The organism is Pseudomonas sp. TE3899 (assembly GCF_056279105.1).
The window spans coordinates 539543-564946 of record NZ_JBWBQR010000001.1; the positions used below are offsets into that span (position 1 = coordinate 539543).

The 25404-nt window shown below is 60.2% G+C and carries 23 protein-coding genes and 1 pseudogene; 10 read left to right on the forward strand and 14 right to left on the reverse strand.

All coding sequences use genetic code 11. The features are described from left to right. Positions 1-25: 25 nt before the first annotated feature. Positions 26-700 (reverse strand): histidine phosphatase family protein, encoded by a 675-nt coding sequence (locus ACZ89E_RS02415; RefSeq protein WP_149661933.1) that lies wholly within the window; start codon positions 698-700, stop codon positions 26-28. A 304-nt stretch (positions 701-1004) separates the two neighbouring features. On the opposite strand from ACZ89E_RS02415, the gene ACZ89E_RS02420 reads away from it, so the two are divergent. From ACZ89E_RS02420 to hemB, 3 genes are all read left to right on the forward strand, one after another. After that, positions 1005-1703, forward strand: coding sequence for a glutathione S-transferase family protein (locus tag ACZ89E_RS02420; RefSeq protein WP_463257974.1), 699 nt, complete (start codon positions 1005-1007; stop codon positions 1701-1703). A gap of 21 nt (positions 1704-1724) precedes the next feature. Beyond that, the gene (locus ACZ89E_RS02425) at positions 1725-2567 is read left to right on the forward strand and encodes a PhzF family phenazine biosynthesis protein (RefSeq protein WP_476254762.1); all 843 of its coding nucleotides are present in this window, start codon (positions 1725-1727) and stop codon (positions 2565-2567) included. Between the two features lie 301 nt (positions 2568-2868). Further along, entirely contained in the window at positions 2869-3843 is a 975-nt protein-coding gene (gene hemB / locus ACZ89E_RS02430; RefSeq protein WP_133840596.1) for a porphobilinogen synthase, read from the forward strand. Positions 3844-3940: 97 nt separating this feature from the next. Here hemB and ACZ89E_RS02435 read toward each other — a convergent pair whose 3' ends face one another. Together ACZ89E_RS02435 and ACZ89E_RS02440 are read right to left on the reverse strand one after the other, a co-directional pair. Further along, entirely contained in the window at positions 3941-5464 is a 1524-nt protein-coding gene (locus ACZ89E_RS02435) for an FAD-dependent oxidoreductase (protein WP_463257972.1), read from the reverse strand. A gap of 98 nt (positions 5465-5562) precedes the next feature. Next, positions 5563-7761 (reverse strand): TonB-dependent receptor, encoded by a 2199-nt coding sequence (locus tag ACZ89E_RS02440; protein WP_476254763.1) that lies wholly within the window; start codon positions 7759-7761, stop codon positions 5563-5565. Positions 7762-7995: 234 nt separating this feature from the next. On the opposite strand from ACZ89E_RS02440, the gene ACZ89E_RS02445 reads away from it, so the two are divergent. Next, positions 7996-9087: a DUF1615 domain-containing protein gene (locus tag ACZ89E_RS02445; RefSeq protein WP_476254764.1), complete on the forward strand. Its 1092-nt coding sequence runs from the start codon at positions 7996-7998 to the stop codon at positions 9085-9087. A gap of 82 nt (positions 9088-9169) precedes the next feature. Here the strand turns inward: ACZ89E_RS02445 and ACZ89E_RS02450 are convergent. The 3 genes and pseudogenes from ACZ89E_RS02450 to ACZ89E_RS02460 all read right to left on the reverse strand — a co-directional run. Beyond that, positions 9170-9445: pseudogene (locus ACZ89E_RS02450) on the reverse strand (phage infection protein); the annotation flags it as partial. A gap of 395 nt (positions 9446-9840) precedes the next feature. Beyond that, complete coding sequence (locus ACZ89E_RS02455; protein ID WP_149661829.1) at positions 9841-10440, reverse strand: GNAT family N-acetyltransferase; 600 nt, start codon at positions 10438-10440, stop codon at positions 9841-9843. Positions 10441-10454: 14 nt separating this feature from the next. Then, positions 10455-11249 carry a DUF4349 domain-containing protein gene (locus ACZ89E_RS02460; RefSeq protein ID WP_476254765.1) on the reverse strand — a complete coding sequence of 265 codons (795 nt, stop codon included), beginning with the start codon at positions 11247-11249 and terminating at the stop codon, positions 10455-10457. Positions 11250-11396: 147 nt separating this feature from the next. Here ACZ89E_RS02460 and ACZ89E_RS02465 point away from each other — a divergent pair, with 147 nt between their 5' ends. Continuing rightward, entirely contained in the window at positions 11397-12020 is a 624-nt protein-coding gene (locus ACZ89E_RS02465; RefSeq protein ID WP_463257966.1) for a glutathione S-transferase N-terminal domain-containing protein, read from the forward strand. Here ACZ89E_RS02465 and ACZ89E_RS02470 read toward each other — a convergent pair. After that, positions 11985-12458, reverse strand: a complete 474-nt coding sequence (locus ACZ89E_RS02470; protein ID WP_476254766.1) for a hypothetical protein — start codon at positions 12456-12458, stop codon at positions 11985-11987. The genes ACZ89E_RS02465 and ACZ89E_RS02470 overlap by 36 nt on opposite strands. A 110-nt stretch (positions 12459-12568) precedes the next feature. Continuing rightward, positions 12569-13009: a CBS domain-containing protein gene (locus ACZ89E_RS02475; RefSeq protein WP_463257965.1), complete on the reverse strand. Its 441-nt coding sequence runs from the start codon at positions 13007-13009 to the stop codon at positions 12569-12571. Between the two features lie 218 nt (positions 13010-13227). On the opposite strand from ACZ89E_RS02475, the gene ACZ89E_RS02480 reads away from it, so the two are divergent. Then, a complete protein-coding gene (locus ACZ89E_RS02480) occupies positions 13228-15588 on the forward strand; it encodes a DNA polymerase II (RefSeq protein ID WP_476254767.1) in 2361 nt (786 codons plus the stop codon). Here ACZ89E_RS02480 and ACZ89E_RS02485 read toward each other — a convergent pair. The 3 genes from ACZ89E_RS02485 to ACZ89E_RS02495 form a co-directional block, all read right to left on the reverse strand. Next, complete coding sequence (locus ACZ89E_RS02485; RefSeq protein ID WP_463257964.1) at positions 15553-16023, reverse strand: DUF1810 domain-containing protein; 471 nt, start codon at positions 16021-16023, stop codon at positions 15553-15555. The genes ACZ89E_RS02480 and ACZ89E_RS02485 overlap by 36 nt on opposite strands. Before the next feature lie 29 nt (positions 16024-16052). Continuing rightward, positions 16053-16874, reverse strand: a complete 822-nt coding sequence (locus tag ACZ89E_RS02490; protein WP_149661835.1) for an aldo/keto reductase — start codon at positions 16872-16874, stop codon at positions 16053-16055. A gap of 189 nt (positions 16875-17063) precedes the next feature. Further along, positions 17064-18212, reverse strand: coding sequence for an aldose epimerase family protein (locus ACZ89E_RS02495; protein ID WP_476254768.1), 1149 nt, complete (start codon positions 18210-18212; stop codon positions 17064-17066). 236 nt (positions 18213-18448) lie between these two features. Here ACZ89E_RS02495 and ACZ89E_RS02500 point away from each other — a divergent pair, with 236 nt between their 5' ends. After that, on the forward strand, positions 18449-19186 hold the full coding sequence (locus ACZ89E_RS02500; RefSeq protein ID WP_149661837.1) for a hypothetical protein: 738 nt from the start codon (positions 18449-18451) through the stop codon (positions 19184-19186). 209 nt (positions 19187-19395) lie between these two features. Continuing rightward, positions 19396-20181 (forward strand): sulfite exporter TauE/SafE family protein, encoded by a 786-nt coding sequence (locus tag ACZ89E_RS02505; protein ID WP_149661838.1) that lies wholly within the window; start codon positions 19396-19398, stop codon positions 20179-20181. A gap of 53 nt (positions 20182-20234) precedes the next feature. On the opposite strand, the gene ACZ89E_RS02510 is transcribed toward ACZ89E_RS02505, so the two are convergent. Then, a complete protein-coding gene (locus tag ACZ89E_RS02510) occupies positions 20235-20699 on the reverse strand; it encodes a GNAT family N-acetyltransferase (protein WP_149661839.1) in 465 nt (154 codons plus the stop codon). A gap of 234 nt (positions 20700-20933) precedes the next feature. Here ACZ89E_RS02510 and ACZ89E_RS02515 point away from each other — a divergent pair, with 234 nt between their 5' ends. Then, a complete protein-coding gene (locus ACZ89E_RS02515) occupies positions 20934-21506 on the forward strand; it encodes a DUF4174 domain-containing protein (protein ID WP_149661840.1) in 573 nt (190 codons plus the stop codon). A 114-nt stretch (positions 21507-21620) separates the two neighbouring features. Here the strand turns inward: ACZ89E_RS02515 and ACZ89E_RS02520 are convergent, their stop codons facing one another. After that, positions 21621-22244 carry a response regulator transcription factor gene (locus ACZ89E_RS02520; protein WP_149661841.1) on the reverse strand — a complete coding sequence of 208 codons (624 nt, stop codon included), beginning with the start codon at positions 22242-22244 and terminating at the stop codon, positions 21621-21623. 87 nt (positions 22245-22331) lie between these two features. Next, positions 22332-23957 carry a methyl-accepting chemotaxis protein gene (locus tag ACZ89E_RS02525; RefSeq protein ID WP_476254769.1) on the reverse strand — a complete coding sequence of 542 codons (1626 nt, stop codon included), beginning with the start codon at positions 23955-23957 and terminating at the stop codon, positions 22332-22334. Between the two features lie 397 nt (positions 23958-24354). Between ACZ89E_RS02525 and ACZ89E_RS02530 the strand changes: the two genes are divergently transcribed. Further along, a complete protein-coding gene (locus tag ACZ89E_RS02530) occupies positions 24355-25368 on the forward strand; it encodes a fimbrial protein (protein ID WP_463257962.1) in 1014 nt (337 codons plus the stop codon). Positions 25369-25404: the final 36 nt, after the last annotated feature.

Genomic DNA, 25404 nt, shown 5'->3' on the forward strand with positions numbered 1-25404 from the left:
CAGTGCGTGGGACCTGTGGGACCTGTTATGTAGGACAGTTCTGCGAGCCGTTATCCAGCCCTTGTTTATAGGTGTGGCTGACCAGGCTGGCCTTGCCGTTGTGCCAGGTCAGGGTCAGCACGTACAGCGAATCGTAGTCACTGGACTCCCAGTCGTCGGTGATGTTCTGTTTCTTGCCCACCGCGTCGCCGGCAACCTTGTTGATCAACTCCGGCAGGTAGCCGTGGGACCAGGCGGTGTAGATGATCGAGTTGTGATACTTGTCGTGCAGCAATTCGTCCGCCAGATCACTGGTGTCGTTGGCCGAGTATTCGATGTTCACCGGCAGGCCGAGCTTGATGGCGCTGGGGCTGATGGTCATCAGCGGACGAATGTAGCTGTAGGAATTGTCCAGTTCGCCTTCCTCGACATTGCGTGTCGGGTTGGCGGCAAACACGTAATCGGCCTTGCCGAATTTTTCCGGGAGCAGGGTGGACAGGTTGATCGCCCGGTTCAAACCCTGGCAATTGAGCTGGCCCAGGCCGCCGTCGGGTTTTTCGGCGTGGCGCAGGAATACCAGCGTCTGGGTGCCGTCTGCCGGTTGGGCGCGGCTTTCGCTGGATTCAAGCGACAGGAACAGCGCGCTGGCCGCCAATAACGAGGGCAGAAAGACATACGCGCGACGTTTGAAGCGTTGGACAAATTTCGAAAGGTTCATCATTGAATAAAGGGATCTTCAGCGCATTCGATTAAGGCTGACAAACCTTTACACCGCGCGCTCCCAGCAGCGGGTGTTTTCCATGTCGTTAAGCCGGTCCGTTTCGTAAAAGGCAATGTTCAGAGTCCTCTGAAGCCCATTGGTTCGATGACGGCGGGTTCGCAGCACTTTAGCCGCAACCTTCGCTGGGTTGGCCGAAGGTTATCGACAGGATGTTGCGGATTTATGGACGCCGGCACGATTGCGTATGCCGCATCGGCCGGTCCTCCATTATGATCAGCGCTCCAATGTCTGCGCGGATCACCCCATGACCGATCTCTCTGCGTTCCCGATCCACCAAAAATGGCCGGCCCAATACCCCGAGTGGATTCAGCTCTACTCCTTGCCGACCCCCAACGGCGTCAAGGTTTCGATCATGCTGGAAGAGATCGGTCTGCCGTACGAGCCGCATCGTGTGGGCTTCGAAACCAATGATCAGTTGTCGCCGGCGTTCATGTCGTTGAACCCCAACAACAAGATCCCGGCGATCATCGACCCCCACGGCCCAGGGGATCAGCCACTGCCGTTGTTCGAGTCCGGGGCGATCCTGATCTACCTCGCCGACAAAAGTGGCCAGTTGCTGGCCCAGGAATCGGCGGCGCGCTACGAGACGATCCAGTGGTTGATGTTTCAGATGGGCGGTATCGGGCCGATCTTCGGCCAGGTCGGTTTCTTCAACAAATTCGGTGGCAAGGACTACGAAGACAAACGGCCCCTTGAGCGCTACGTCGAAGAAAGCAAGCGCCTGCTCAACGTGCTCGACCAACGCTTGCAAGGACGCGACTGGATCATGGGCGAGCGCTACACCATCGCCGACATCGCGACGTTTCCGTGGATACGCAACCTGATCGGCTTCTATGAGGCCGGGGATCTGGTGGGTATCAAGAACTTCCCGAACATCACGCGGGTGCTGGAGCGCTTCCTGGCGCGCCCGGCGGTCATGCGCGGTCTGGAAATTCCCAAGTAGTTTTTAGAGCCAAGGAAGGTCATGCGTTCATTTCCCTTCAAGCAAGTCGATGTCTTCAGCCGTACACCGCTCAAAGGCAACCCGCTGGCCGTGGTGTTCGGCGCTGACGAACTCAGCGATGAACGCCTGGCGGCGTTCGCGAGCTGGACCAATCTCAGCGAAACCACGTTCGTGCTCCAGCCTCGGGACCCCCGGGCCGACTATCGGGTGCGGATCTTCACCACCCTGCAAGAGCTGCCATTCGCCGGGCATCCGACCTTGGGCACCTGTCACGCCTGGCTTGAGGCCGGTGGCGTGCCCAAGGGTGAGGAGATCATTCAGGAGTGCGGCGTCGGGCTGGTGCGGGTGCGTCGGCAAGGTACGGAGCTGGCGTTTCTGGCGCCACCGCTGCTCAAGACCGGTCCGGTCGAGGCCGAGGTGGTGGAGCGGGTCCGGCTCGGGCTGGGGTTGGCGGCGGGGGCAATTGTGCGGGCGCAATGGGTCGATAACGGGGCCGGGTGGCTGGCGGTGATGGTCGCGGATCGGCAGCAGGTGCTGGATTTGCAACCGGATCATGCGCACATGCTCGGCCTGGCCGTTGGCGTGATCGCACCGTGGCACCCCGAGCGCGATGGCGAAGAGGCGCAGTTCGAAGCGCGCGCGTTCATCTCCGGCGACGGCATGCCGGAAGACCCGGCCACCGGCAGCCTCAACGCCGGGATCGCCCAATGGCTGCTCAGCGAAGGGCTGGCACCGGCGTCCTACGTGGTCAGCCAAGGCTTGACCATGGGCCGCGCCGGGCGGATTCAGGTGGATCAGGTCGGTGACGAGATCTGGATCGGCGGCGCCGTGGTGACCTGTATCGACGGCACCCTGACGCTGTAGCTGATCTTCGGGATAAACCCAATACCCTGTGGGAACGGGCTTTTGTGGCGAGGGAGCTTGCTCCCGCTGGGTTGCGAAGCGACCCCAAAAGCTTTGCGACTGCTTCGCAGCCGAGCGGGAGCAAGCTCCCTCGCCACAAAAGCCCGCTTCCACATTTGTTTGGTGGTGTCCCTGATTTTGTGACCAGCACAAGAGGCATTGTTGCCAACCCGGTAAAGGTTTGTTCCTCACCTGATGTTTGTATCCTGCGCCGCACAGGGCATAAGCTTCGCCCCCTACGACTTTTGTCTCAGGAAAATCCATGTCCAGCCAGTTCCCCGAAGCACGTCCACGCCGTTTGCGCCGTAATGCGAGCCTGCGCAGCCTGTTCCAGGAAACCGAGTTCAGCCTGAACGACCTGGTGCTGCCGATTTTCGTCGAAGAAGAAATCGACGACTTCGTACCGATCAAGAGCATGCCCGGCGTGATGCGCATTCCCGAGTCGAAACTGGCCGGCGAGATCGAGCGTTATGCCCGTGCCGGGATCAAGTCAGTGATGACCTTCGGCGTGTCCCATCACCTGGACAGCAGCGGCAGCGACACCTGGAACGACAACGGCCTGGTTTCGCGCATGTCGCGGATCGCCAAGGACGCGGTGCCGGAGATGATCGTGATGTCCGACACCTGCTTCTGCGAGTACACCGATCACGGCCACTGCGGCGTGGTGCACAACCACGAAGTCGACAACGACCAGACCCTGATCAACCTCGGCAAACAAGCCGTGGCCGCCGCCCGTGCCGGGGCTGACGTGATCGCCCCGTCGGCGGCCATGGACGGCCAGGTCCAGGCGATTCGCCGGGCGCTCGATGCCGCCGGTTTTACTCAGACCGCGATCATGGCCTACTCGACCAAATTCGCCTCGGCGCTCTACGGCCCGTTCCGCGAAGCCGGCGGCAGCGCCTTGAAAGGCGACCGCAAAAGCTACCAGATGAACCCGATGAACCGCCGCGAAGCCGTGCGCGAATCGCTGCTGGACGAACAGGAAGGCGCCGACGCGCTGATGGTCAAACCGGCCGGCGCGTACCTGGACATCATCCGCGACATCCGCGAGGTTTCGCGGTTGCCGTTGTCGGCGTATCAGGTCAGTGGCGAGTACGCGATGATCAAGTTTGCTGCTCAGGCCGGGGCCATCGACGAAGACCGCGTCGTGCGCGAAAGCCTCGGCGCGATCAAGCGTGCCGGGGCGGATTTGATCTTTACGTACTTTGCGATGGACCTGGCCCTGGCTGGGATCTGATAAAGATCAAGATCAAAAGATCGCAGCCTTCGACAGCGCCTACATTGGGATGGTGTACACCCTGTAGGAGTTGCTGAAGGCTGCGATTTTTTGCTTTTCAGCCAAAAAACATCCGTATCCCGTGATCCCGGAAATACCGCGCGATCACCTTCGGATCCGCGCTGTTATCGGCAATCGCCACGTAGGTATCCGGGCGCAACAGATAAAACCCGTTACGCGCCAACCCCGCCGCCTCAAACGCTGGCCGCCAGTCGAATACGTGCAAGGGCAAATGATGTTCGATGCACCAGGCGATCATTTCGTCGCTGGTGTCGCCGTACACATGCACCTGCCAGGTCAGGTTTTTCAGGGATTCGTAGTTATCACCTTCGCCATCATGCGCCCAGGGCAGGCGGTCGCCGCCGTGGACGTGCCCGGTCACACCTTCGCTCAGGGGCATGCCGCGATAGTTGAGGGTGATTTGCGAGACGGTGCGAAACAGGAACTCCGGTCCGAACGTGGCCAGTTTGGGAATCAGGAACGGCGCCAGCCGCGTGCGCAGCAGATCCGCGACTTTGCCCTCGGCGGTGACGAAGCTGAACACCCGGTCGGTGGTGGACACCAGGCGCCGGGCGAAGGCGATGCGTTCGGTTTCGTAGCTGTCGAGCAATTTGGTGGTGGCGGCGCCGGTCAGCACGGCGGCCAGTTTCCAGGCCAGGTTGATCGCGTCGCCAATCCCGGTGTTCATGCCCTGGCCGCCCGCCGGACTGTGGACATGGGCCGCGTCGCCGAGCAAAAACGCACGACCGCTGCGAAAGAACTCCGCCACCCGGTGATGCACGCGGTAGGTCGAGAACCAGTTGACCTGTTCGACCTGCACTTTCAAATGCTCGATAGCCCGGCTGCTGACGTCTTCGAATTTCAGGGTTTCAGCGTGCTCGGCCCGCTCATCACGCACGGTGCCGATCAGCCGCGCGTGGCCTTCGCTGGCCAATGGAAACACGGCGAGGAAGTCCGCTTCATCGAGGTCCACATGCAGTTCGCCATTGAACGCCGGGCCGCTGGCCTGCACATCCGCCACATAGAAAATCTGCTGGTAGGTGCCGCCGGGGAAACCGCTGTCCAGGGTTTTGCGCACAATCGACCGCGCGCCGTCGCAACCGGCGATGTAGCAGGCCTGGCAGGTTTCCTGCTGGCCATCGGGCAAGCGTAACTGCGCGGTGATGCCGTCGCCGGTTTCAGTGAAACTTTCCAGTTCGGTATTGCGTTCCACGCGGACGCCGAAGGTTTCGAGGCGTTCGATCAGCAGTTGTTCGTGTTCGTCCTGGGGAAAGATTTCGAGGAACGCGTAGGGCGTCAGGCCCTCGCCGATCCGGGTTAACGGCAGGTGCGCCACGGGTTCGCCCTTGACCCAGAAATTCGCCGCCGCCACCCGATGGCCGTTTTGCACAATGGCATCGGCGAGGTCGAGTTGGCGATACAGCTCCAGGGTTCGCGCCTGCACAGCCAGCGCCCGCGAGGTGGTGCCCGGGGCCAGGGTCTTGTCGATGATGCGCACGTGGATGCCGAGTTTGCTCAGCCACAGCGCCAGCACCAGGCCGGTCGGGCCGGCGCCGATGATCAACACGTCGCTACGGTTCATGGGCCTGTTCTCCATGAGGTGTGAAATGAGTATGGCGCAGGAAAACGAAAAGGCCCCGCAGCCGTGAAACTGCGGAGCCTTTTCGATGAACGAGGGGCTTAGAAGTCAATGGTGCCGGACAACTTCGCCACCCGGGGCTCGCCTTGGGTCAGGTAGCCGGCCTGAGCCGATTCCCAGTACTTTTCGTTGGCCAGGTTCTCGATGTTCAGACGCAGGGTGATGTCTTTCTGGTCGACTTTGAAACCATAGCGGGCGCCGGCGTCGAAGCGGTTCCAGGTCGGCAGGCTGAGGTTGTTCGCCGCGTCGGCGTATTGGCCGCCGGTGCGCAACATCCGCGCATTCAGCGCGACGCCTTGCAGGCCCGGCACGTCCCAATCCACACCGGCGTTGAACTGGAAGGTCGGTACGCCGATGGCACGGTTGCCGTCGTTGGCGCCGTTCTGGGTGTTCTTCAGTTCGGTGTCCATCAGGGTCAGGCCGCTGATCAGGCGCAGGCCATCGATCGGCTCGCCGAAGACGTTGAGTTCGACGCCTTTGTTGATCTGCTCACCCTGGCGCACAAACTCCGCCGTGGTCGCGCTGGTGATCACCGAGTATCCATCGCTCGGTTGTTCGATGCGATACACGCCCAGACTGGCCCCGTAGGTGCCCATGTCGACCTTGACGCCGGCTTCGATTTGCTTGGAACGGGCCGGGGCGAACGCCTCGTTGCCATTGGTGACGACGCGGCTGCCGGAGGTGAGCGGCGAGATCGGGCCTTTCGCCAGGCCTTCGATGCGGTTGGCGTAGAACGACACATGCTCCCACGGCTTGAAGACGAGGCCGTAGACCGGCGTGGTGATGGCTTCGTCATAGGCGGAGGTGCGGCTGCCGGAACCGTAAGGCGCGTAACCGTAGCCTTGCACCACCAATTGCTGACGACGCAGGCCGACGGTCAGCAGCAGTCGGTCATCGAAGAAACCGAGGGTGTCAGACACCGCCGCGCTGCGGTTGAAGGTCTTGCCGACGATGCCCGGGTCACTCAGATCGCCGCCGGAGAAGTTGCCGACCGGCGATGGGGTTTGCACCGGGTGGTAGATGTTGTTGGCGTATTTGGTCAGGTCGAAATCGTAGGCGCTGCGCTGTTCGGTCCAGATCCCGGCCAGGCCGAAATTGAGCTTGTGCGTGACCGGGCCGGTGGCGAATCGGCCGTTGAGGCCGGCCATGACGCTGGTGTTGTCTTCATCGTGGGGGATGAACGAGCCGGTGGTGGTGGATGCACCGTTGTTGCCCACCAGCGTGGTCGAGTTATAGCGCCCGACTTCACGGGTGTGCTTGGCGCCGCCCGCAGCGTAGGCCGTCCAGTTGTCGTTCAGGTCGTACTCGGCGCGCAACATGCCGAAGGTGTCTTCGATGTCGGTGAAGCCCCACTTCGGCGCGTAGTTGGTGTCGGCCGATGGCGCATCCGGAATGTGCGTGGCCGTGCCAAGGTTCACGCTGTTGCGGCCACCATTGACGCGTTCTTTCTGGTAGGCGAAATCCCCGGAAATACGCAGGGCGTCACCGCGATAATCGAGGCCGATGGAGAACAGTTTCGAACGCTGGTTTTCGTGGTCGATGCCGGTGTCGCCTTCACGCTGGGCCAGGTTGACCCGGGCACCGAAACGGTTGTCTTCACCGAAGCGCTGGCCGAGGTCCAGGTGCTGACCGACGCGGCCTTCGTCATTGATATCGGTGGTGAAGCGGCGGGTGGGTACATCACCGGCCCGCTTGGGTTGCAGGTTGACGCCGCCGCCGATGCCGGAACCGGTCGGCGTCACGCCGTTGATGAAGGCGTTCGGGCCTTTGAACACTTCCACGCGCTCCAGGGCGTCGGTGGAAATGATCTGCCGCGGCAACACGCCGTACAGGCCGTTATAGGAAATATCGTCGCCGGTCAGGGGCAGGCCGCGAATCATGAAAATCTGCGCCTGGTTGGAAAAACCGGAGGCCTGGCGCACCGAGGAATCGTTGAGCAACACGTCGGCGACGTCTTCGGCCTGCTGGTCCTGGATCAGTTGTTCGGTGTAGGCGGCCATGGTGAACGGCACGTCCATCATGTCCTGGTTGCCCAGCACACCCAATTGACCGCCGCGTGCCACCTGACCGCCGGCAAACACCGGGGGCAGGGCGCTCGTCGCGGTCGGGGCCTGGGCGTTGACATTCACGTCGTCCAGCACCAGTGCCTTGCCGTCATTTTCAGCGGTGGCGGCATGGGCGGTGACGGACAGGGAACAAAACAAGGCAAGAAGGGCTGGGCGAAAGGGAGGAGTGAGCATGTTGGATCCTGACGGCGCGCCGCCGATGAGAAAAAGAGATAACGGCGCGGGGAACTCCTTGCGCAAATGCGACTCCAGGCGCAAATGATATGTTTTCTCAGTAACGTTTCGCAATGAGTTTGTCATTTGTGGCGAAATCGCTCACAGGGAACGGCGTAAAAGGCTGAGAGTCATAGCCTGCGCCCCACCATTGATCGTATGGTGATCCGGCTTAAACGAATTCCATGGAGCAACATGCACGCCCACCGATTGATCATCAGCCTCGCTGCCTTGCTGGTCCTGGCCGGTTGCGGCACCCGGCAAACCCAGGAAGCCCCGCCGCGCAAGCCTGCCGAGGTCAAGGCGCAGATCGTGCGTTTGTTGCCGGCCAAGACCGTCGACCGTGAGGGCTGGGCCACGGACATTTACGCCGCGTTTGCCGCCCAGGACATTTCACCGACCACGCAAAACCTGTGTGCGGTGCTGGCTGTGACCGAGCAGGAATCGACCTTTCAGGTCGACCCGCCGGTGCCGGGCCTGGGCAAGATCGCCCGGGACGAGATCGACCGCCGCGCCGCCAAGGTGCATATCCCCAGCCTGTTGGTCAGCGGTGCCTTGCAAGTCCGTTCGTCCAACGGCAAGAGTTACAGCGAGCGCCTCAACGCCGCCCGCAGCGAAAAAGAACTCAGCGCGATTTTCGACGATTTCATCAGCATGGTGCCCATGGGCCGCACCCTGTTCGGCGGTTTCAATCCGGTGCATACCGCCGGGCCGATGCAGGTCAGCGTCGAATTTGCCGAGCAACAGGCGCGCAATTATCCCTACCCGGTGCCGGGCACGATTCGACATGAAGTGTTCAGTCGGCGCGGCGGGATGTACTTCGGCATCGCCCATTTGCTCGGTTATCCGGTGAGCTACACCCAGCCGCTGTACCGCTTTGCCGATTTCAATGCCGGGTGGTACGCCAGCCGCAATGCCGCGTTTCAGAACGCAGTGAGCCGCGCGTCGGGCATCCCGCTGGCGCTGGACGGTGACTTGATCCGCTACGACTCGATCATGCCCGGCACCACGGAACTGGCGGTGCGCACCCTCGGCAAGCGACTGGGCATGCGCAACCCGACTATTCGCGATCAGTTGGAGAAAGGCAAAAGCCTGGAGTTCGAGGAGACACGGCTTTATCAGGAGGTCTTCGCCCTGGCTGACAAGGCTGAAGGCCGGACGTTGCCGCGTGCGATGTTGCCGGGGATTGTGCTGGAGAGCCCGAAGATCACGCGCAAACTCACGACGGCGTGGTTTGCCAAGCGGGTTGATGAGCGGTATCAGCGGTGTATGGCGAAGGGGAAATAAGATCAAAAGATCGCAGGCATAAAAAAAACCGGCGGATGAGGCCGGGTTTTTCGTTGAGTACCGCGGTAAAGCCATTCATTCAGGCAACGCGATTCTGGATCAGACGATCGGAACCACCTTCAGCGACGCGGTTTTGTTGCAGACGATCGGAACCACCTTCAGCGACGCGGTTCTGTTGCAGACGATCGGAGCCACCTTCAGCGACGCGGTTCTGTTGCAGACGATCCGAACCACCCTCAGCCACTCGGCTTTCAATCAGACGATCCGAACCGCCTTCGGCGACCATGGTGTGGGAAGCGGCAAAAGCGTTAACTGCAAAAACCGAGAAAGCGATGCTGAGAAGGATTTGGCGTTTCATGAGGGTTGTGCTCCGGGGTGTTTATTGGTTGGTATGGAGCGGATGTTACGCCGGGGATTTTTTATGAGAACTTCATTGATGTGATGGTGAACATCGACAGCAATGATGGTTGGCAAGAGCGCCGAAGCAATGCACGCCGCCCACGACATTAACGGGCCGACGTAGGCGCATTCGATTGTCACGACGATGGAGTGGGTTGCATTGCTTGGTTGAGCGACGCGGTCCCCTGTGGCGAGGGGGCTTGCCCCCGTTGGGCTGCGAAGCGGCCCCCAAAACCTATACACGCGGACTGCCTGTCAGTCCGTGGTATCTGAATTTACGACTGCTTCGCAGCCGAACGGGGGCAAGCCCCCTCGCCACAGGTGCTCACTCACCGCAGGATTTCAGGGCTGGCGTTAGAAATCGCTTTGTTGGGGATGATTCTGTTCGATCAACGCCAAATACTGTTCCAGCGTGCCGCCATTCAACGGTTTGAACAGAATGTCCGCGGTATGGATCAGCCAGCCCACCTGTACGCCTTCGTTCGTTCGAACGTGCTTGAAACCCTGTTCACGCCAAAAGTGCCCGTCTCGGGGGTTGTTATGCACTTCACACACGCGCAACCAGTCGGCACCCTGTGAGCGGGCCCAGGTTTCAAAGTCGTGATAGAGCGCCTGCGCGATGCCGGAGTCGTGCAGATCTGTGGCCACGAGTAACCTGCCGATGTGCCACAACTTCGGCGCCACCAAGTCCGTTACGAATTGCAGCACTGCCACCAACGGCGCATCGGCGGGTTGATAGCCCAGCATCCAGTTTTCGCTGTAGTTCCAGCCTGGCGGCAGCTCGCCGAGCAATTCCTCTTGCGCCTGTTCGAGGTCGGCCGGTCCACCTTCCACGAGCATAAAGTAGTCTGGGTTGGCCTCGAAAAATGCGTGCACCAGCGGGGCATCTTCCAGGGTCAGTTTGCGCACGCCGAGACCGGCCACCGAACAGGTTGGAGTTGATAATTCAGACATTTTCGACTCCCGGCTCACACGCGACGACGCACAAATTTGCGCCACAGCCACACCCACAGCATCACCAGCGGGAAGGCGAGGATCAGGAACGGCAATGCATAGCTGCCTTTCTCCAGCGCATCGACGGCGCCATCGGCCAGGTTGTCCAGCACGTTGCTGAACGCTTCGCTCAAGTGCGACGAGCGGCTGCTGGCGCCGGTCGGCTGGAACGATAGCGTCACCCGGTTGGTGTCGAGTCGGCGCTGATGCCCGGCGGCGACCTGGGCCAGGGCTTGCAGGTCGTTTTCGATGCCGGCCTGTTCCTTGCTCAGGGCGATCAGGTCGGTGACGCTGATGTCCCGGCGGCTGGCCAGATCGTCCAGGCGTTGTTGCTGAGCCTTGAGCCGTTCCTGACGGCGGCGGGTGTCGTCCACGGCATCGGCCAGGTCTTCGGCGCTGGTGACGCGCTGGCCCATTTCGCCGCCCTCGGCGGCCATGGCGACCAACGGCTCGACGCCAGCGGGGGCGATGCGCAAGGTGATCTCGGCGCGGCCGGCACCTTGTTCGATGCGCAACACGTTACAGGCGCCGAAGCGTGCGGTTTCACAGGCCTCACGGGTGGCTTGCAGGCGTGGGACGATTTGCACTTGTGGCAGCATCAACTGCACATCATGCTCGTAGGCGAGCATCGCGCCGCCGCGTCCCTGTTCACCGGCTAGACTGGCCGATGACGATCGGTCGCTTGGCGAGCAGCCGCTCAGGGCCAGGCAGGCCAGTACAAACCAATAGACGCGAGGCATTGAGGCAGGTTTGCCATCCGGTTGGCGCATGTTCTTTCCTTTGAAGTGTGCAGCGGGACGTCGACAGTGCGCCCCGGGGTGCGCATCTTACCTGCTTCAATCGGCCAAATGGCAGGGAACATGCTCCCGTGGCCGGTCGTCTACCGACTGACTGTTCGTTCGCCGGGAGGGCGCGACATGTATCAGCTTTACGGACATCAGAATTCCGGCGCGGCGGCGATCGAAGCGGCCCTTGAACTCTGTGCGATTCCTTATCGCTTCATCGACGTGGCCGGCGCTGCCGAGGCGACTCACGCGCTGGAAAAACTCAACCCGCTCAAGCAGATTCCGACCCTGGAACTGCCCGATGGCAGCATTCTCACCGAGAGCGCGGCGATCCTGATTCACCTGGGGCTGACGTTCCCTTCGTCGGGCCTGTTGCCGGATGACCCGGCAGAACGGGATCAGGCGATTCGCGGCCTGGTCTACATCGTCAGCAATTGTTATGCGGCCATCGGCATCATCGACTACCCCGAGCGCTGGTTGGCGGAGGCCGACGAGTCGTCGAGGGAAAACCTCATGGCCGGCGCCCGCGCGCGGCTGCACTGGAGTTGGGAGGTGTTTGCCGATCAGTTTTCCGGTGAGCTGTACCTGAACGATGAGACGCCCGGCGCGCTGGATGTGCTGGCGGCAGTGGTGACACGCTGGGCCGGGACTCGGGAACATTTACGCAGTACCCGCCCCGGGTTTTTTGCCTGGCTGACGCGCATCGACCGGCATCCCACCTTAGCGCCCGTCTTCGCCCGGCATTGGCCCGCCTGAACTTACAGCGACCTCCCGTAGGAGCAAAGCTTGCTCGCGAAAGCGGCGTGCCAGCCCAATCAATGCCAACCGACACACCGCGATCCCTTGTAGGAGCAAAGCTTGCTCGCGAAAGCGGTGTGCCAGCCCAATCAATGCCAACTGACCCACCGCGATCCCCTGTAGGAGCAAAGCTTGCTCGCGAAAGCGGCGTGTCAGCCCAATCAATGCCAACCGACCCACCGCGATCCCTTGTAGGAGCAAAGCTTGCTCGCGAAAGCGGCGTGTCAGCCCAATCAATGCCAACTGACACACCGCAATCCCCTGTAGGAGCAAAGCTTGCTCGCGAAAGCGGCGTGTCAGCCCAATCAATGCCAACTGACCCACCGCGATCCCCTGTAGGAGCAAAGCTTGCTCGCGAAAGCGGTGTGCCAGCCCAATCAATGCCAACTGACCCACCGCGATCCCCTGTAGGAGCAAAGCTTGCTCGCGAAAGCGGCGTGTCAGTCAAATCAATGCCAACTGACACACCGCTTTCGCGAGCAAGCTTCGCTCCTACAGGGGGAACATCATTCCCCGCGAATGTATTGCTCCAACTGCTTGATCAATTCCGCCTGTTCGGCAATCGCTTCCTTGACCAGGTCGCCGATCGACAGCAAACCGATCAACTTGCCGTTTTCCACCACCGGCAAGTGCCGCAGGCGTTTGTCGGACATGATGCCCATGCAGGTTTCGACGCTTTGATGGGTGTCCACGGTGATCACCGGCGAGACCATGATGTCTTCGACCGGCGTGCCGACCGAGGAGCGGCCCTTGAGCACCAGTTTGCGCGCATAGTCACGTTCGCTGATGATGCCGACGACCTCGCCATCCCTCAGCACCGGTAACGCGCCGACGTTCTTCGCAGCCATGACCATCAGCGCTTCGAGCACCATTTGATGCGGCGCAATGGTGTGAACTTCCTGATTTTGCTGGGCCTTTAACTTGAGCAGTTGGGCGACGGTTTTCATGGCAGCTTCTCTAGGTGTTGTCGTTGTTCTTGAAGAATCGTAGACGCAGGCGCGCAGGGCAAGGCAGAAAGCGGCAGATAACACGCAAAAAGCGCCATTTGCTGGTTTTTATTCGCTAATCCTCGTGTCACCGCACGAAAACGGACGGGTGGCGAGGGGGCTATCGGTGGTCAATCACGCGTAGAATCCCCCTCTGAATCAGTTTCGAGGTTGCAGTGGTGGATTTACAGCAGGGCTTCGTCCTGACCCGGCATTGGCGCGACACCCCGGCCGGCACGGAAGTCGAGTTCTGGCTGGCGACCGATGCCGGCCCCCGGCGCATCCGCCTGCCTTATCAACCGTCGGTAGCCTTTATCCCGGCCGAGCAGCGCGAGCGAGCCGAAAGCGTGCTGCGCGGGGAAAAGAACGTCGAGCTACGGCCTCTGGCGCTGCTGGATTTCGAGCATCGCCCGGTGCTCGGCCTCTACTGTCAGCAACACGGTCAGTTGATGCGCCTGGAGACCGCGCTGCGCAAGGCCGGCGTTGAGATGTTCGAAGGTGACGTGCGCCCGCCGGAGCGCTACATGATGGAGCGCTTCATCACCGCGCCCGTGCAGTTCGGTGGCACGCCCGGCGCCGACGGCCTGCTGCTCGACGCGCAGATGAAGCCGGCCCCCGGTTATCGCCCGAATCTGCGTCTGGTTTCCCTCGATATCGAAACCACCGCCCAGGGCGATCTCTATTCCATCGCCCTGGAAGGCTGCGGCGAGCGTCAGGTGTACATGCTCGGCCCGCCCAACGGTGACGCCAGCGCCGTGGATTTCCAGCTCGAATACTGCGACTCCCGAACCCTGTTGCTGAAAAAACTCAACGAGTGGTTCGCCCGCCACGACCCTGACGCGATCATCGGCTGGAACGTCGTGCAGTTCGACTTGCGGGTGCTGCACGAACACGCCCGGCGCCTGGCGGTGCCGTTAAAACTGGGGCGTGGCGGCGAAGAAATGCAGTGGCGCGAACACGGCAGCCGCAACCATTACTTCGCGGCGGCGGCCGGTCGCTTGATCATCGACGGCATCGAATCCCTGCGTTCGGCGACCTGGAGTTTCCCCTCGTTCAGCCTGGAAAACGTCGCGCAAACCCTGCTCGGCGAAGGCAAGGCGATCAGCACGCCGTACCAGCGCATGGACGAAATCAACCGCATGTTCGCCGAGGACAAACCGGCGCTCGCCACCTACAACCTCAAGGATTGCGAACTGGTCACGCGGATTTTCGCCAAGACCGAGTTGCTCACCTTCCTGCTGGAGCGGGCCAGCGTCACCGGGTTGCCGGCGGATCGCAGCGGCGGCTCGGTGGCGGCGTTTACCCATTTGTATATGCCGTTGATGCACCGCCAGGGCTTCGTCGCGCCGAACCTTGGCGGCAAGTCACCCGAGGCCAGCCCCGGCGGCTTCGTGATGGACTCGCAACCGGGTCTGTACGAGTCGGTGCTGGTGCTCGATTACAAAAGCCTTTATCCGTCGATCATCCGCACCTTCCTCATTGACCCGGTGGGCTTGATCGAAGGCCTCAAGCACCCGGATGACAGCGAATCAGTGCCGGGCTTTCGTGGTGCTCGATTTTCAAGAACACGACATTGCCTGCCGGCCATCGTCGCCCGGGTCGCCGAAGGTCGCGAAACCGCCAAGCGTGAACACAACGCGCCGCTGTCCCAGGCCCTGAAAATCATCATGAACGCCTTCTACGGCGTGCTCGGTTCCAGCGGCTGCCGCTTCTTCGATACGCGCCTGGCCTCGTCCATCACCTTGCGCGGCCACGAAATCATGTTGCGCACCCGGCAGTTGATCGAAGCCCAAGGCCACGCGGTGATTTACGGCGACACCGACTCGACGTTCGTCTGGTTGCGCCGCGCCCACGGTCAGCAAGAGGCGGCGCAGATCGGCCGCGCCCTGGTGGACCACGTCAACCAGTGGTGGCGCGAACATGTGCAGCAGGAATATGGGCTGGAAAGCGCCCTGGAATTACAGTTCGAAACCCATTACACGCGCTTCCTGATGCCGACCATTCGTGGGGCCGAGGAGGGCAGCAAGAAGCGCTATGCCGGGCTGGTCACCCGTGCCGACGGCACGGACGAAATGATCTACAAAGGCCTGGAAACCGTGCGCACCGACTGGTCGCTGCTGGCCCGGCAATTCCAGCAGGAGTTGTATTCGCGGATCTTCCATCGCCAGCCCTATCAGGATTATGTGCGCGACTACGTGCGCAAGACGCTGGCCGGGGAGTTTGATGAACGCCTGATCTACCGCAAGCGCCTGCGCCGCACCCTCGACGACTATGAGCGCAACGTGCCGCCCCATGTGCGGGCGGCGCGGATGGCCGATGCCTACAACGATGAGCAGGGGCGCCCCCGGCAATACCAGAATGGCGGCTGGATCAGCTACGTGATCACCGTCGCCGGGCCCGAGCCGCTGGAGATCCGCAGCGCTCCCATCGACTACGACCACTACGTCACCCGGCAATTGCAACCGGTGGCCGATGCGATCCTGCCGTTTGTCGATGACGACTTTTCAACCCTGATTGGTGGGCAGCTTGGCCTGTTTTAAGTCCAGCAGCGACAGCGTCCAGTCATCCTGTATGCCGTGGAAATACTGTTCCAGCGCCTGATGGAACAGGCTGCCGTCGGGGGCGACGTGGGCAAACAGGGTCATGGAGGAATGAAACTTGAGGTCATCGGGGTGGCCGAAAATCTCGGCGATCGAACGGTTTTCCAGGTTCAGCACTAGCTGAGTACAGGTGCGCAGGCGTTGACCCAATAATGGGTGATTCAGGTAGGCCGCCGCTTCTTCGGCGGAACGAATGGCGAAGTAGCGCGACATCTCGCTGCCACCGAGCCCGCCAATCTGCGGAAAAATGAACCACATCCAGTGCCGACGCTTCTTGCCGTCGCGCAGTTCCTCCTGGACCCACTCGAACACCGGATCCTGTGCCTGGACAAAGCGCGGCAGGTTGAACGAGTCGAGCTGATCGGTACTTCTCATTCCGAAGCCCTCTGACAGGGCGCGATGGCTCAGACCATGGCCAATCGCTGCTTACGTTGTGGCGCGCGAAACGCTTGGTCCAGCGCCTCCAGATCCGTCGCTTCCAGCTTCAACTGCGCGGCTTGCGCATTGAGCGTCACGTGCTCGGGTCGGACCGCTTTGGGAATGGCAATAACCGTGTTCTGACGCAGTATCCATGCCAATGCAACCTGGGCCGGTGTCACGCCGTGACGGGCGGCCACCTGCTTGAGCGTCGAGTTCACCAGCATATGCCCACCCTGGCCGATGGGACAGTAGGCCATGAGTGGCAATGACTGTTGCTGGCTCCAGGGCAGCAGGTCGAATTCGATGCCGCGCTCCTCCAGGTTGTACAACACCTGATTGGTGGCGCAGGCCGGTGCGGCAAGTTCCTGCAAGTCGTCGACGTCGAAATTGGACACGCCCCAGCGCCCGATCTTGCCTTCTTCGCGCAGGCGTTCGAAGGCTTCGACGGTTTCTTCCAGGGGATATTGGCCGCGCCAGTGCAGCAGGTACAAATCGATGTAATCGGTGTTCAAGCGCCGCAGGCTGCGCTCGCAGGCCTGGGGAATGCCTTTGCGGCTGGCGTTGTGCGGGTAGACCTTGCTCACCAGGAAGACCTGGTCACGCAGGCCGGCGATGGCTTCACCCACCACCTCTTCGGCACCGCCCTCGGCGTACATTTCGGCGGTGTCGATCAGGCTCATGCCCAGCTCGATGCCCTGGCGCAGGGCCGCGACTTCATTGCGGTGCGCCGAGCGATCCTCGCCCATGCGCCAGGTGCCCTGGCCGATGATCGGTACCTGCACGCCGGCCAGTTCAAGGGTTCGCATGAAAAACCTCCTTTGTTAAACGCGATCGTTACTTCAGTGGGCAGCAGAATCGCCCATGGGTTCCCTAAGCCAAAACCGGTAGGAGCAAAGCTTGCTCGCGATGAGGCCGTGTCATTCAACATCAACGTTGAATGTCAGACCGAAATCGCGAGCAAGCTTTGCTCCTACCGGGGAGGGTGTGGGTCGGGATTATTGCGCGGAGAACTTGAACACGGTGTGTTGGGTGTACGTCTTGCCCGGATCCAGGCGCGTGCTCGGGAAATTCGCCTGGTTCGGCGAGTCCGGATAGTGCTGGGTTTCCAGGGTGAACGCGCCCCAATGGGAGTAAACCTTGCCAGCTTTGCCCTTGACCGTGCCGTCGAGGAAGTTGCTGGTATAGAACTGCACCCCCGGCTCGCTGGTGTAGAGCTGCAAGCGCCGGCCGGACTGTGGATCGCTGACATCGGCGGCCAGTTGGCTCATGTCACCCTTGGCATCTAGCGCCCAGTTGAAGTCGAAACCACCCTGTTTCGGCTCGGCGAATTTCAGTTGTGGGTGATCGGCCTTGATGTTTTTACCGATGGCGGTGGGGTGGGTGAAGTCCATCGGCGTGCCGGCCACCGGTGCCAGTTCGCCGGTGGGGATCAACGTGCCATCGATTGGCGTGTAATGACTGGCATGCAACGTGGCGAGCTGTTGCAGCACGTCGCCATTGCCGGCGCCGGCCAGGTTGAAATAGCTGTGGTTGGTCAGGTTCAGCACCGTGGGTTTGTCGGTGCTGGCCTTGTACTCGATGCGCAGTTCATTGTTCTCGGTGAGGCTGTAGGTCACCTCGGTTTTCATATTGCCGGGGAAGCCCATTTCACCGTCCTTCGACAGGTACGTCAGGGTCACGCCCACCGAGTCCTTGCCTTTGCTCGGCTGCGCTTTCCACACGTGCTTGTCGAAACCCTGGGTGCCGCCGTGCAGAGAGTTGGGGCCGTCGTTTTTTGGCACCTGGTAGCTTTTGCCATCCAGTTTGAACGCGCCACCGGCCAGGCGATTGCCGTAGCGGCCGATGGTCGCGCCGAAGTACGCAGTGCCGGCCTGGTAACCCTGGACGTCATCGAAGCCGAGGACGATGTCTTCAGCCTTGCCGTTTTTGTCCGGCACTTTCAGCGACTGCAACGTGGCGCCGTAGGTAATGACCGTGGCTTGCAGGTCATGGCTGTTGCGCAGGATGTATTGCTCGACGGGCGTGCCGTCATTGGTCTTGCCGAAGGCTTTGTGTTCGCTGGACAGGCCAGCGGCGTGGGCGGGAAGGGTGGCGATCATCAGGGACAGTCCGAGGCCGGAGAGCAGGTAGCGGGATTGAAGCATGGTTGATCTTCCTTTTTGTTGTTTTGATCAGTAGTCATACTAAATATCGACTGAATGAAGATTTATAGCCTATAGGTCGATTTATTCCAGAATAAAGTCGGACTAAATAAGGGGGCGGTCGATGCCAGTGATCGGTCCGGCATCGCGAGCACTGCACTTTTTCCGATTAACCGGCTCTATCCATGGCCAGGCTGCGGCGACTCCCGCCGCACAGGAATGTGTCAGCCCAAGAATCCATGGCTCGAGTGTCCACCCCGTTTCAAACCCGAATTCGCCTGCTGGCGTGCCTGACGTTGCTGTTCACCAGTGGTTGCAGCCAGCAGCAGGGCAGCGACATCGTCAGCCAGTTCCGCGAAGGCAAACCCCAGGAATTCCTCCAGACCAGTGTCGATCGCATGGCCACGTTGTCGATGCACGACAACCTCGACAGCCTGTACTTGCTGATGAGCAAGCTGTACCTGCGCAACCCCCAGGAGCTGAAAAAATCCGGCTTCCTCGATGCCCGCGCCGCCGAGAAACAAGTGCGCGAGGCCATCGAACTGCAACAACCGTTGCCGACCCTCGGCGGCAAGAAAGACCTGGCGGCGCTGAGCTATGCCATGAGTCCGGAGTTTCTCGGGGATCGGGTCGGCGCCTTCATCTATGCCATCGGCAGCATGCTGGTCACCGCCCACGGCAATCGGCTGGAGTTCTACATGACCGATGCGATCAACCCGGTCTTCGTCAGCAACGCTGCGCGCAACATTGAGAAAGCCACCTGGATCCTCAGTCAGCGGCAGAACAAGAACGGCGAGCCGTTGCTGTTCTCCAACGAGATTTCGGAGGAGGGCAGCAACCTGAGTTTCGCCGTGGAGTTTGGCAAGATCGTGGCGAGGCTGGATTTGCTGACGCAGATGCTGGATGAGCGGTATCGGCGGATTGGCTTGAATTACGCGCAGAGCCTGTTGTTCCTCAATTTCCTCCCCGTCCAATAACCATTGCCCTTGTAGGAGCGAGGCTTGCCCGCGAAGACGGTGTGTCAGGCAACGTAAATAGTGGATGTGCCGGCCCCTTCGCGAGCTAGCTTCGCTCCTACAGGTATGCGGGGTTGGGCATAACGATAGACCGCATCGATATAAGTGGTTATAAGAAAAATCGCTATGCTGCGGGCCAGATTTTTCATGCGGTTTTTGTGGGCGTGTTAATGGATTTCGGTAATTTCGGATTAGTCGTCGCAGGTTTGGTGGTGGGCTTTATCGTCGGGATGACCGGCGTGGGCGGCGGTTCGCTGATGACGCCGATCCTGTTGTGGTTTGGCGTCAACCCGGCCACGGCGGTGGGCACGGACTTGCTGTACGCGGCCATTACCAAGTCCAGCGGCGTGCTGGTGCACCGCAAGAACAAGAATATCGATTGGGCTATTACCGGCTGGCTGACCCTCGGCAGCGTGCCGGCGGTGGCCATGACCCTGTGGTTTCTCAGCAGCCTGCACACCGCGCCCGAGGCGATGAACGCCATCATCAAGCAGGCGTTGGGCTTTGTGCTGTTCGCCACGGCCCTGGCGATTTTCTTCAAGAAGCGCCTGCTCGACTTCGCCCACAAACGCGCCGGTGGCAACTACAACCCCAGTGGCACGCGCCTGAACGTGATGACCGTCATCACCGGCCTGATCCTCGGCACCATGGTTGCCCTGACCTCCATCGGCGCCGGCGCCCTGGGCACCGTGGCGTTGTTCATCCTCTATCCATTGCTGCCAACCCGCCGCCTGGTCGGCACCGAAATCGCCCACGCCGTGCCCCTGACCCTGGTGGCGGGCCTGGGCCACGCGAGCATGGGCAATATGGACTGGCATGTGCTGGGTTTCCTGCTGATCGGTTCGCTGCCGGGGATCTGGCTGGGCAGCCACCTGACCGGGCGCATTTCTGATGAACTGCTGCGGCCGTGTCTGGCAACGATGCTGTTGTTGATCGGCTATAAACTCGCGTTCTGATCTACCCCCGATCTCCTTGATTCAACCTTGACCTGTGGCGAGTCGCACGTTAATCAGGTGGTGGTCCCACGCGTCATCACCGTCACATCAAGCCCCTGGTAAACCAGCTGCTCCAGCACTTCCCAGCCTTGGCGCGCATATAGGGTCTGTGACGTGTCGGTGTACAGATAGAGTTGCGGCACGCCCAGCGACGCGGCTTCCTGGACGATGCGCGCCACCAGTTGCGAGGCGATGCCCCGGCCGCGGTGTTCTGCCTTGACGTAGACCCCGGCCAGCCATGGCGTCAGTTCGGCGCGCGCGGCCATGTCGCGAGTCAGCAGCATGGCGCCGCCGAGCAACTGTGAACCCTCGATCGCGACCATCACCGTCGGCACCGAGCCTTTTCCGGCGTTGGCCTGCAAATGTTCGATCCGCCCCTCGACGGTGTCGTCGGCGCGAAAGTGGCCCCACTCCTTGAAATTCAGTTCGGCCAATTCGTGGATCAGCTCGGGATGGTCACAGAGGTAGTCGATTTCCATGGTGGATTGAAGCTCCTGTATTGCGGCCCCTGGCGATTCGCTCGCGGACATCACGACCCACCCTAAACGATCATAAAAACGAATCAAAGCGCGCTCACAATCCTTCACAGTTTGTTGCGCAATGTCGGCCCTGACCTAAGCTTGGGGCTAAGCGAAACACATTTGCGGATCGTCACCCGGAACGATCGCGGCAATGCGCAATCATTAGAGCGTGGATATCAAAAGGAGATGCGCATGCTCATCAGGTCTTTGACCCTGACAACCCTGCTGGCATTTGCCGGCCCCTTGCTCGCCGTCGCTGACGATTCGCCGCTGGATGTCGATAAGGGCAGGGCGAGGCCCCTGATCGTGATCACGTCCAGCACCATTGACCCGGTGTGGATAAGCTTGAAAAAGTCGCTCGAGGATCCGGCCAACAAACAGGGGATCGCCGAGCGCAACATCAAGGTGTACAGCGTGCTTAATATGTCCGGTCAGCTCGACGGCAAGGACATGGGGCAACAGGACACCATGGCGCTGATCCGCTCGCTGAAGCTCGGTGCTGGCGCGTTACCCAAGGTCATCCTGCTGGGCAAGGATGGCAATGAGAAAATCAACGTGTCGGGGGACGAGTCGAAGTCGGTCGATCTGAAGAAAGTCTTCGCCACCATTGATGCCCTGCCGGCAGAGGAGAAGGAAGTGGCTGCACCGACCCCGCCACCGGTGGCGGCCGAACCGGCCACGACCAAAGGCGCCAAGGCCGCCAAGGGCACCAAACCAGGCAAACCGGCCAAGCCAGCCAAACCGCCTGAAATGCCGGATGATTGAGTACCCATCCTGGGTTTGACACTCAGTCCCAAGGCGGATGAATAACCTGTGGCGAGGGGGGCACGCCCCCTTGCCACAAGATCAGCGGCATGCCTTCTTCCCATGCCGCCTCACTCAGATCAGTTGATTACGCCGCGCAAACTCCACCATCTCCAACAATGTCGCGTTGTTCAATTTCTGCATCACGCGGGTTTTGTAGGTGCTGATGGTTTTATTGCTGAGCAGCATTTCCCTGGCGATGAGCATGTTGCTCTTGCCTTGGGCAAGGCCCAGCAACACCCTGAGTTCACGGCGCGACAGGCGCTTGAGCAGTTGTTCGTCATCTTCGGCAAAGTCGCTGCGTCGTACCGAGTCCATCGTGTCGATGGGGAAATAGCTTTTGCCGCTGGCAATCGCTTGCAACGCCGCAATGATCTCCCCTGGCTGGCCGACTTTCGATAGAAAAGCGGCGGCGCCGGCGCGCAGGCATTGCGTGGCGTACACCGGGTTTTTCATCGAGGTGTACACCAGAATTCTCGTGCGCACGGGGCTGGCTTTTATCCGGTTGATGACACTCATGCCATCAATCAACGGGATATCCAGGTCGAGCACAATCACGTCCGGTTTCAGCTCCAGGGTTTTGCTGATGGCCTCCATTCCGTTTTCGCATTCACCGACGATCTCATGGCCTTCGCGGGTCAGAATCATGCCGACGGCCATGCGCACAACCGCATGGTCATCGACGATCAGCACTTTCATGGGTGGGCCCTCGGCTTGGGTTTTCTACTGACATTCAGCCAAAAAACTCCAGCAAGGCTGGAGTTAAAGGGGATCGGTGGCTGGAGGTCAGATGTGGAACTTGACGACCATCTCATTGAGGTCCGCCGCCAACCGCGCCAACTCGTTACTGGCGGCGCTGACCTGGCTGGCGCCGGTGGCCGATTGCGATGCCAGGTCATTGATGTTGAGCAGGTTGCGGTCCACTTCACGGGCCACTTGCGCCTGTTGTTGCGCGGCGGCAGCGATCACCAGGTTGCTCTCGGTGATTTCGATCACCGCAATGTTGATCGTTTGCAGCGCCGTTCCCGCGCCTTTGGCGATGTCCAGGGTCGACACGGTGCGCGCCGTGCATTGGTGCATCGATGCCACGGCGTTTTCGGTGCCGTTTTGAATGCTGGTGATCATCGCCTCGATGTCGCTGGTGGACTGTTGGGTGCGATGAGCCAGTGCCCGCACTTCATCGGCCACCACGGCAAAACCACGTCCGGCTTCACCGGCGCGCGCCGCCTCGATGGCCGCGTTCAAGGCCAGCAGATTGGTCTGGTCCGCCAGCCCGCGAATCACTTCCAGCACCCGGCCGATGTCCTGGGACTCGACGGCCAGCGCCGTGATCAGGTCCGCAGCGCCTTGCACGTCCTGGCTCATGCTTTCGATGGCGACCAGGGTTTCGCCCACCAGCACACAGCCTTCTTCGGCCGAGCGCAGGGCATTTTGCGAGGCGAGGGAGGTGCTGGTGGCGTTGCGCGAAACTTCTTCCACGGCACTGGTCATTTGTGTGACGGCGGTGGCGGCCTGCTGGATTTCCAGGGTCTGCTGGGTGATGCCATGGGCGCTTTCGGCTGTGACGCAATCAAGTTCAGCGGTGGCGCCGCCCAATTGGGTCGCTGAGTTGGTGATCTTCTGCAGCGTCTCGCGCAGGGTGCCTTGCATCTTCTGCATCGCCGCCAACAGGCGGGCGGCTTCGTCCTTGCCTTCGACCGAGATCGTGCGCGTGAGATTGCCTTGGGCAATTTCGTCGGCCACCTCCAGGGCCAGGTTGATCGGGCGGGTGATGCTGATGGTCAGGCGCCAGGCGCAGAGCAGGGTCATCGCCGTGGACAGGAGCAGCAGGGCGATGGTTGCCTTCACCGTGATACCGAACTGTTCGGCGTTGGTCTTGGCGGCGGCTTTGCTTTGATCGGCGTTGATCGAAATCATGGCATTGATCAGATCGCTGCTGGCCGTGTAGCTGTCCAGCAAGGTGCCACCGATGAGGGCCGCCACCGCTTCGCGCGCGCCATCACGGGACAAGCGGATCAACTGTCCTTCCAGCTTTTCATAGTGCAATTGTTGTTTGACCAGCGTGTCGTAGCTGGAGCGCTCGGCGGCACTGGAAATGAACGGCGTGTAGTCGTGCTGGGTGTCACGGGTCATTTGTTGCAGCACCGCCAGTTCTTTGATGAGGTTCTCCTGGAGATCGGCGTCGTAGGTGTTGCTCAGTTGCTGATTGAGGTTGCGTTGCCGCTGGATGATGTAACTGAACTCGCTGAGCTTGACCAGGCTGGGTACATCGCTGTTGGCGACATCCTGGCCGAGCCTGGCAATGGCATTCATCTGCGTCAGTGAGTACCCGCCCAGGATCATCATCATGATCGCGATCAGGGAAAAGCCCAGCAGCGCCCTGGGCGCAATGTTCAGGTTTCGTAAATTCATCGGTTAATCCTTGGGGTTCTAATGAGCCGGGTTTGCAGGCCGCCGCTTCAGTGCCTGGTTGGCGAGAGGGCGATTTTTTTATGGGATTTGCACGCAAGGATTGGAGAAACAACAACGAATTTTGCTGCGGCGAAGCGCAGGAGTAACGAGGAATGCTCCGGTTTCGGTGAAGGATGTTTCCTACAAGAATGCGTATGAAAGGTTCAGGGGATGCCGCTCGGGGCTGGGCGGTTTCACATTGGTGGTACGTGTCTTACGCAGTGGTCGCGTGTAATCCGACATCGGCATCGGACTGCTCCTACATTCATGTTCCGTTCTCAGTCTTAATCTGGCGCGATTGAAGTTTTTATCGACGGGTTTCCTTACGCGACGAAAGCGCGACGGACCTGCATGTTGTTTGCGTATCGAATTGATCGAATGGGTGCCTAGAGTGTTTCGTTTATTGCTGGTGTGTTTTCTGTCTTTGTTCTATGCCTCGGGTGTTCGTGCGGCAGGTGCATCGGCCTGGTGTGATTTTGATGATGTTCACTCTAACAGTGTGATGACGGCTGATCTGGCGACCGCCAATTATCTGGATGTGGTGGGGTATTACGAGTTTGGCTGGACAGTCAGTGGTTGCACTTCACTTCCAACCCCAGTCTACAATCGTGAGATTTATGTGATGTATTGGGGGCTCGGAGGCGCGGTACCTTATTGCAGGTCAACGATTAACGGGATCTACCTTGACGTCTCCCCAGCCAACTGTGCAACGGTTGCACCCTTTGGTTCTATTCCAACCAAGATTTATCTCGATAAGCCGTTCCCGCAAAGCGGCTATGCACGAAAGAATTTCGTACGAAATGAATACAGGCTTTCAAATCCCGGCGCTTATGCGTTGGCACCCTACGAAAAACGGATTTGGATCTCGTGGGCCCGCGGCACCACGACTCCCGGCGCGCCCTACAGCAACGCGTTACTGGGTGTAAAAAACGGAGAAGGGACGGTCATTATTACCACCTGTACATTGGTGAATAGTGACATTTTGGTGGACTTCGGCGAAGTGTCTGAGGCCGGAGCTTCCGAGCGATTCAATATTGAATTTTCGGGATGCACGGACCAAACGGACAGCAAGCGCTTCAATGACACCGTGTCGTTGAACTTCCGTTCCGAACGTATTCGTGTAGATGGCTCGGCTTTGCAAAATAATGTGTGCGCCAACTGCGCCAAGGGACTTCAAATAGCGTTGAAAGATGGTACGGGTAAAGCCATCGATCTATCGAAGCGCTACAAGTTATCGAGTAACGGTTCGACCACGATCAGCCCTAAAGGTCTTAAGTATGAATTCATCGCCGAACTGCAAAATAACCCCGATGAAACATCAAAGGGTGGCGTGATTGATACCCAACTGGTTTTTGAAACGATCGTTGAATAACGAGAGCGTGTAGGACCATTCAACATTCTTGCAAGG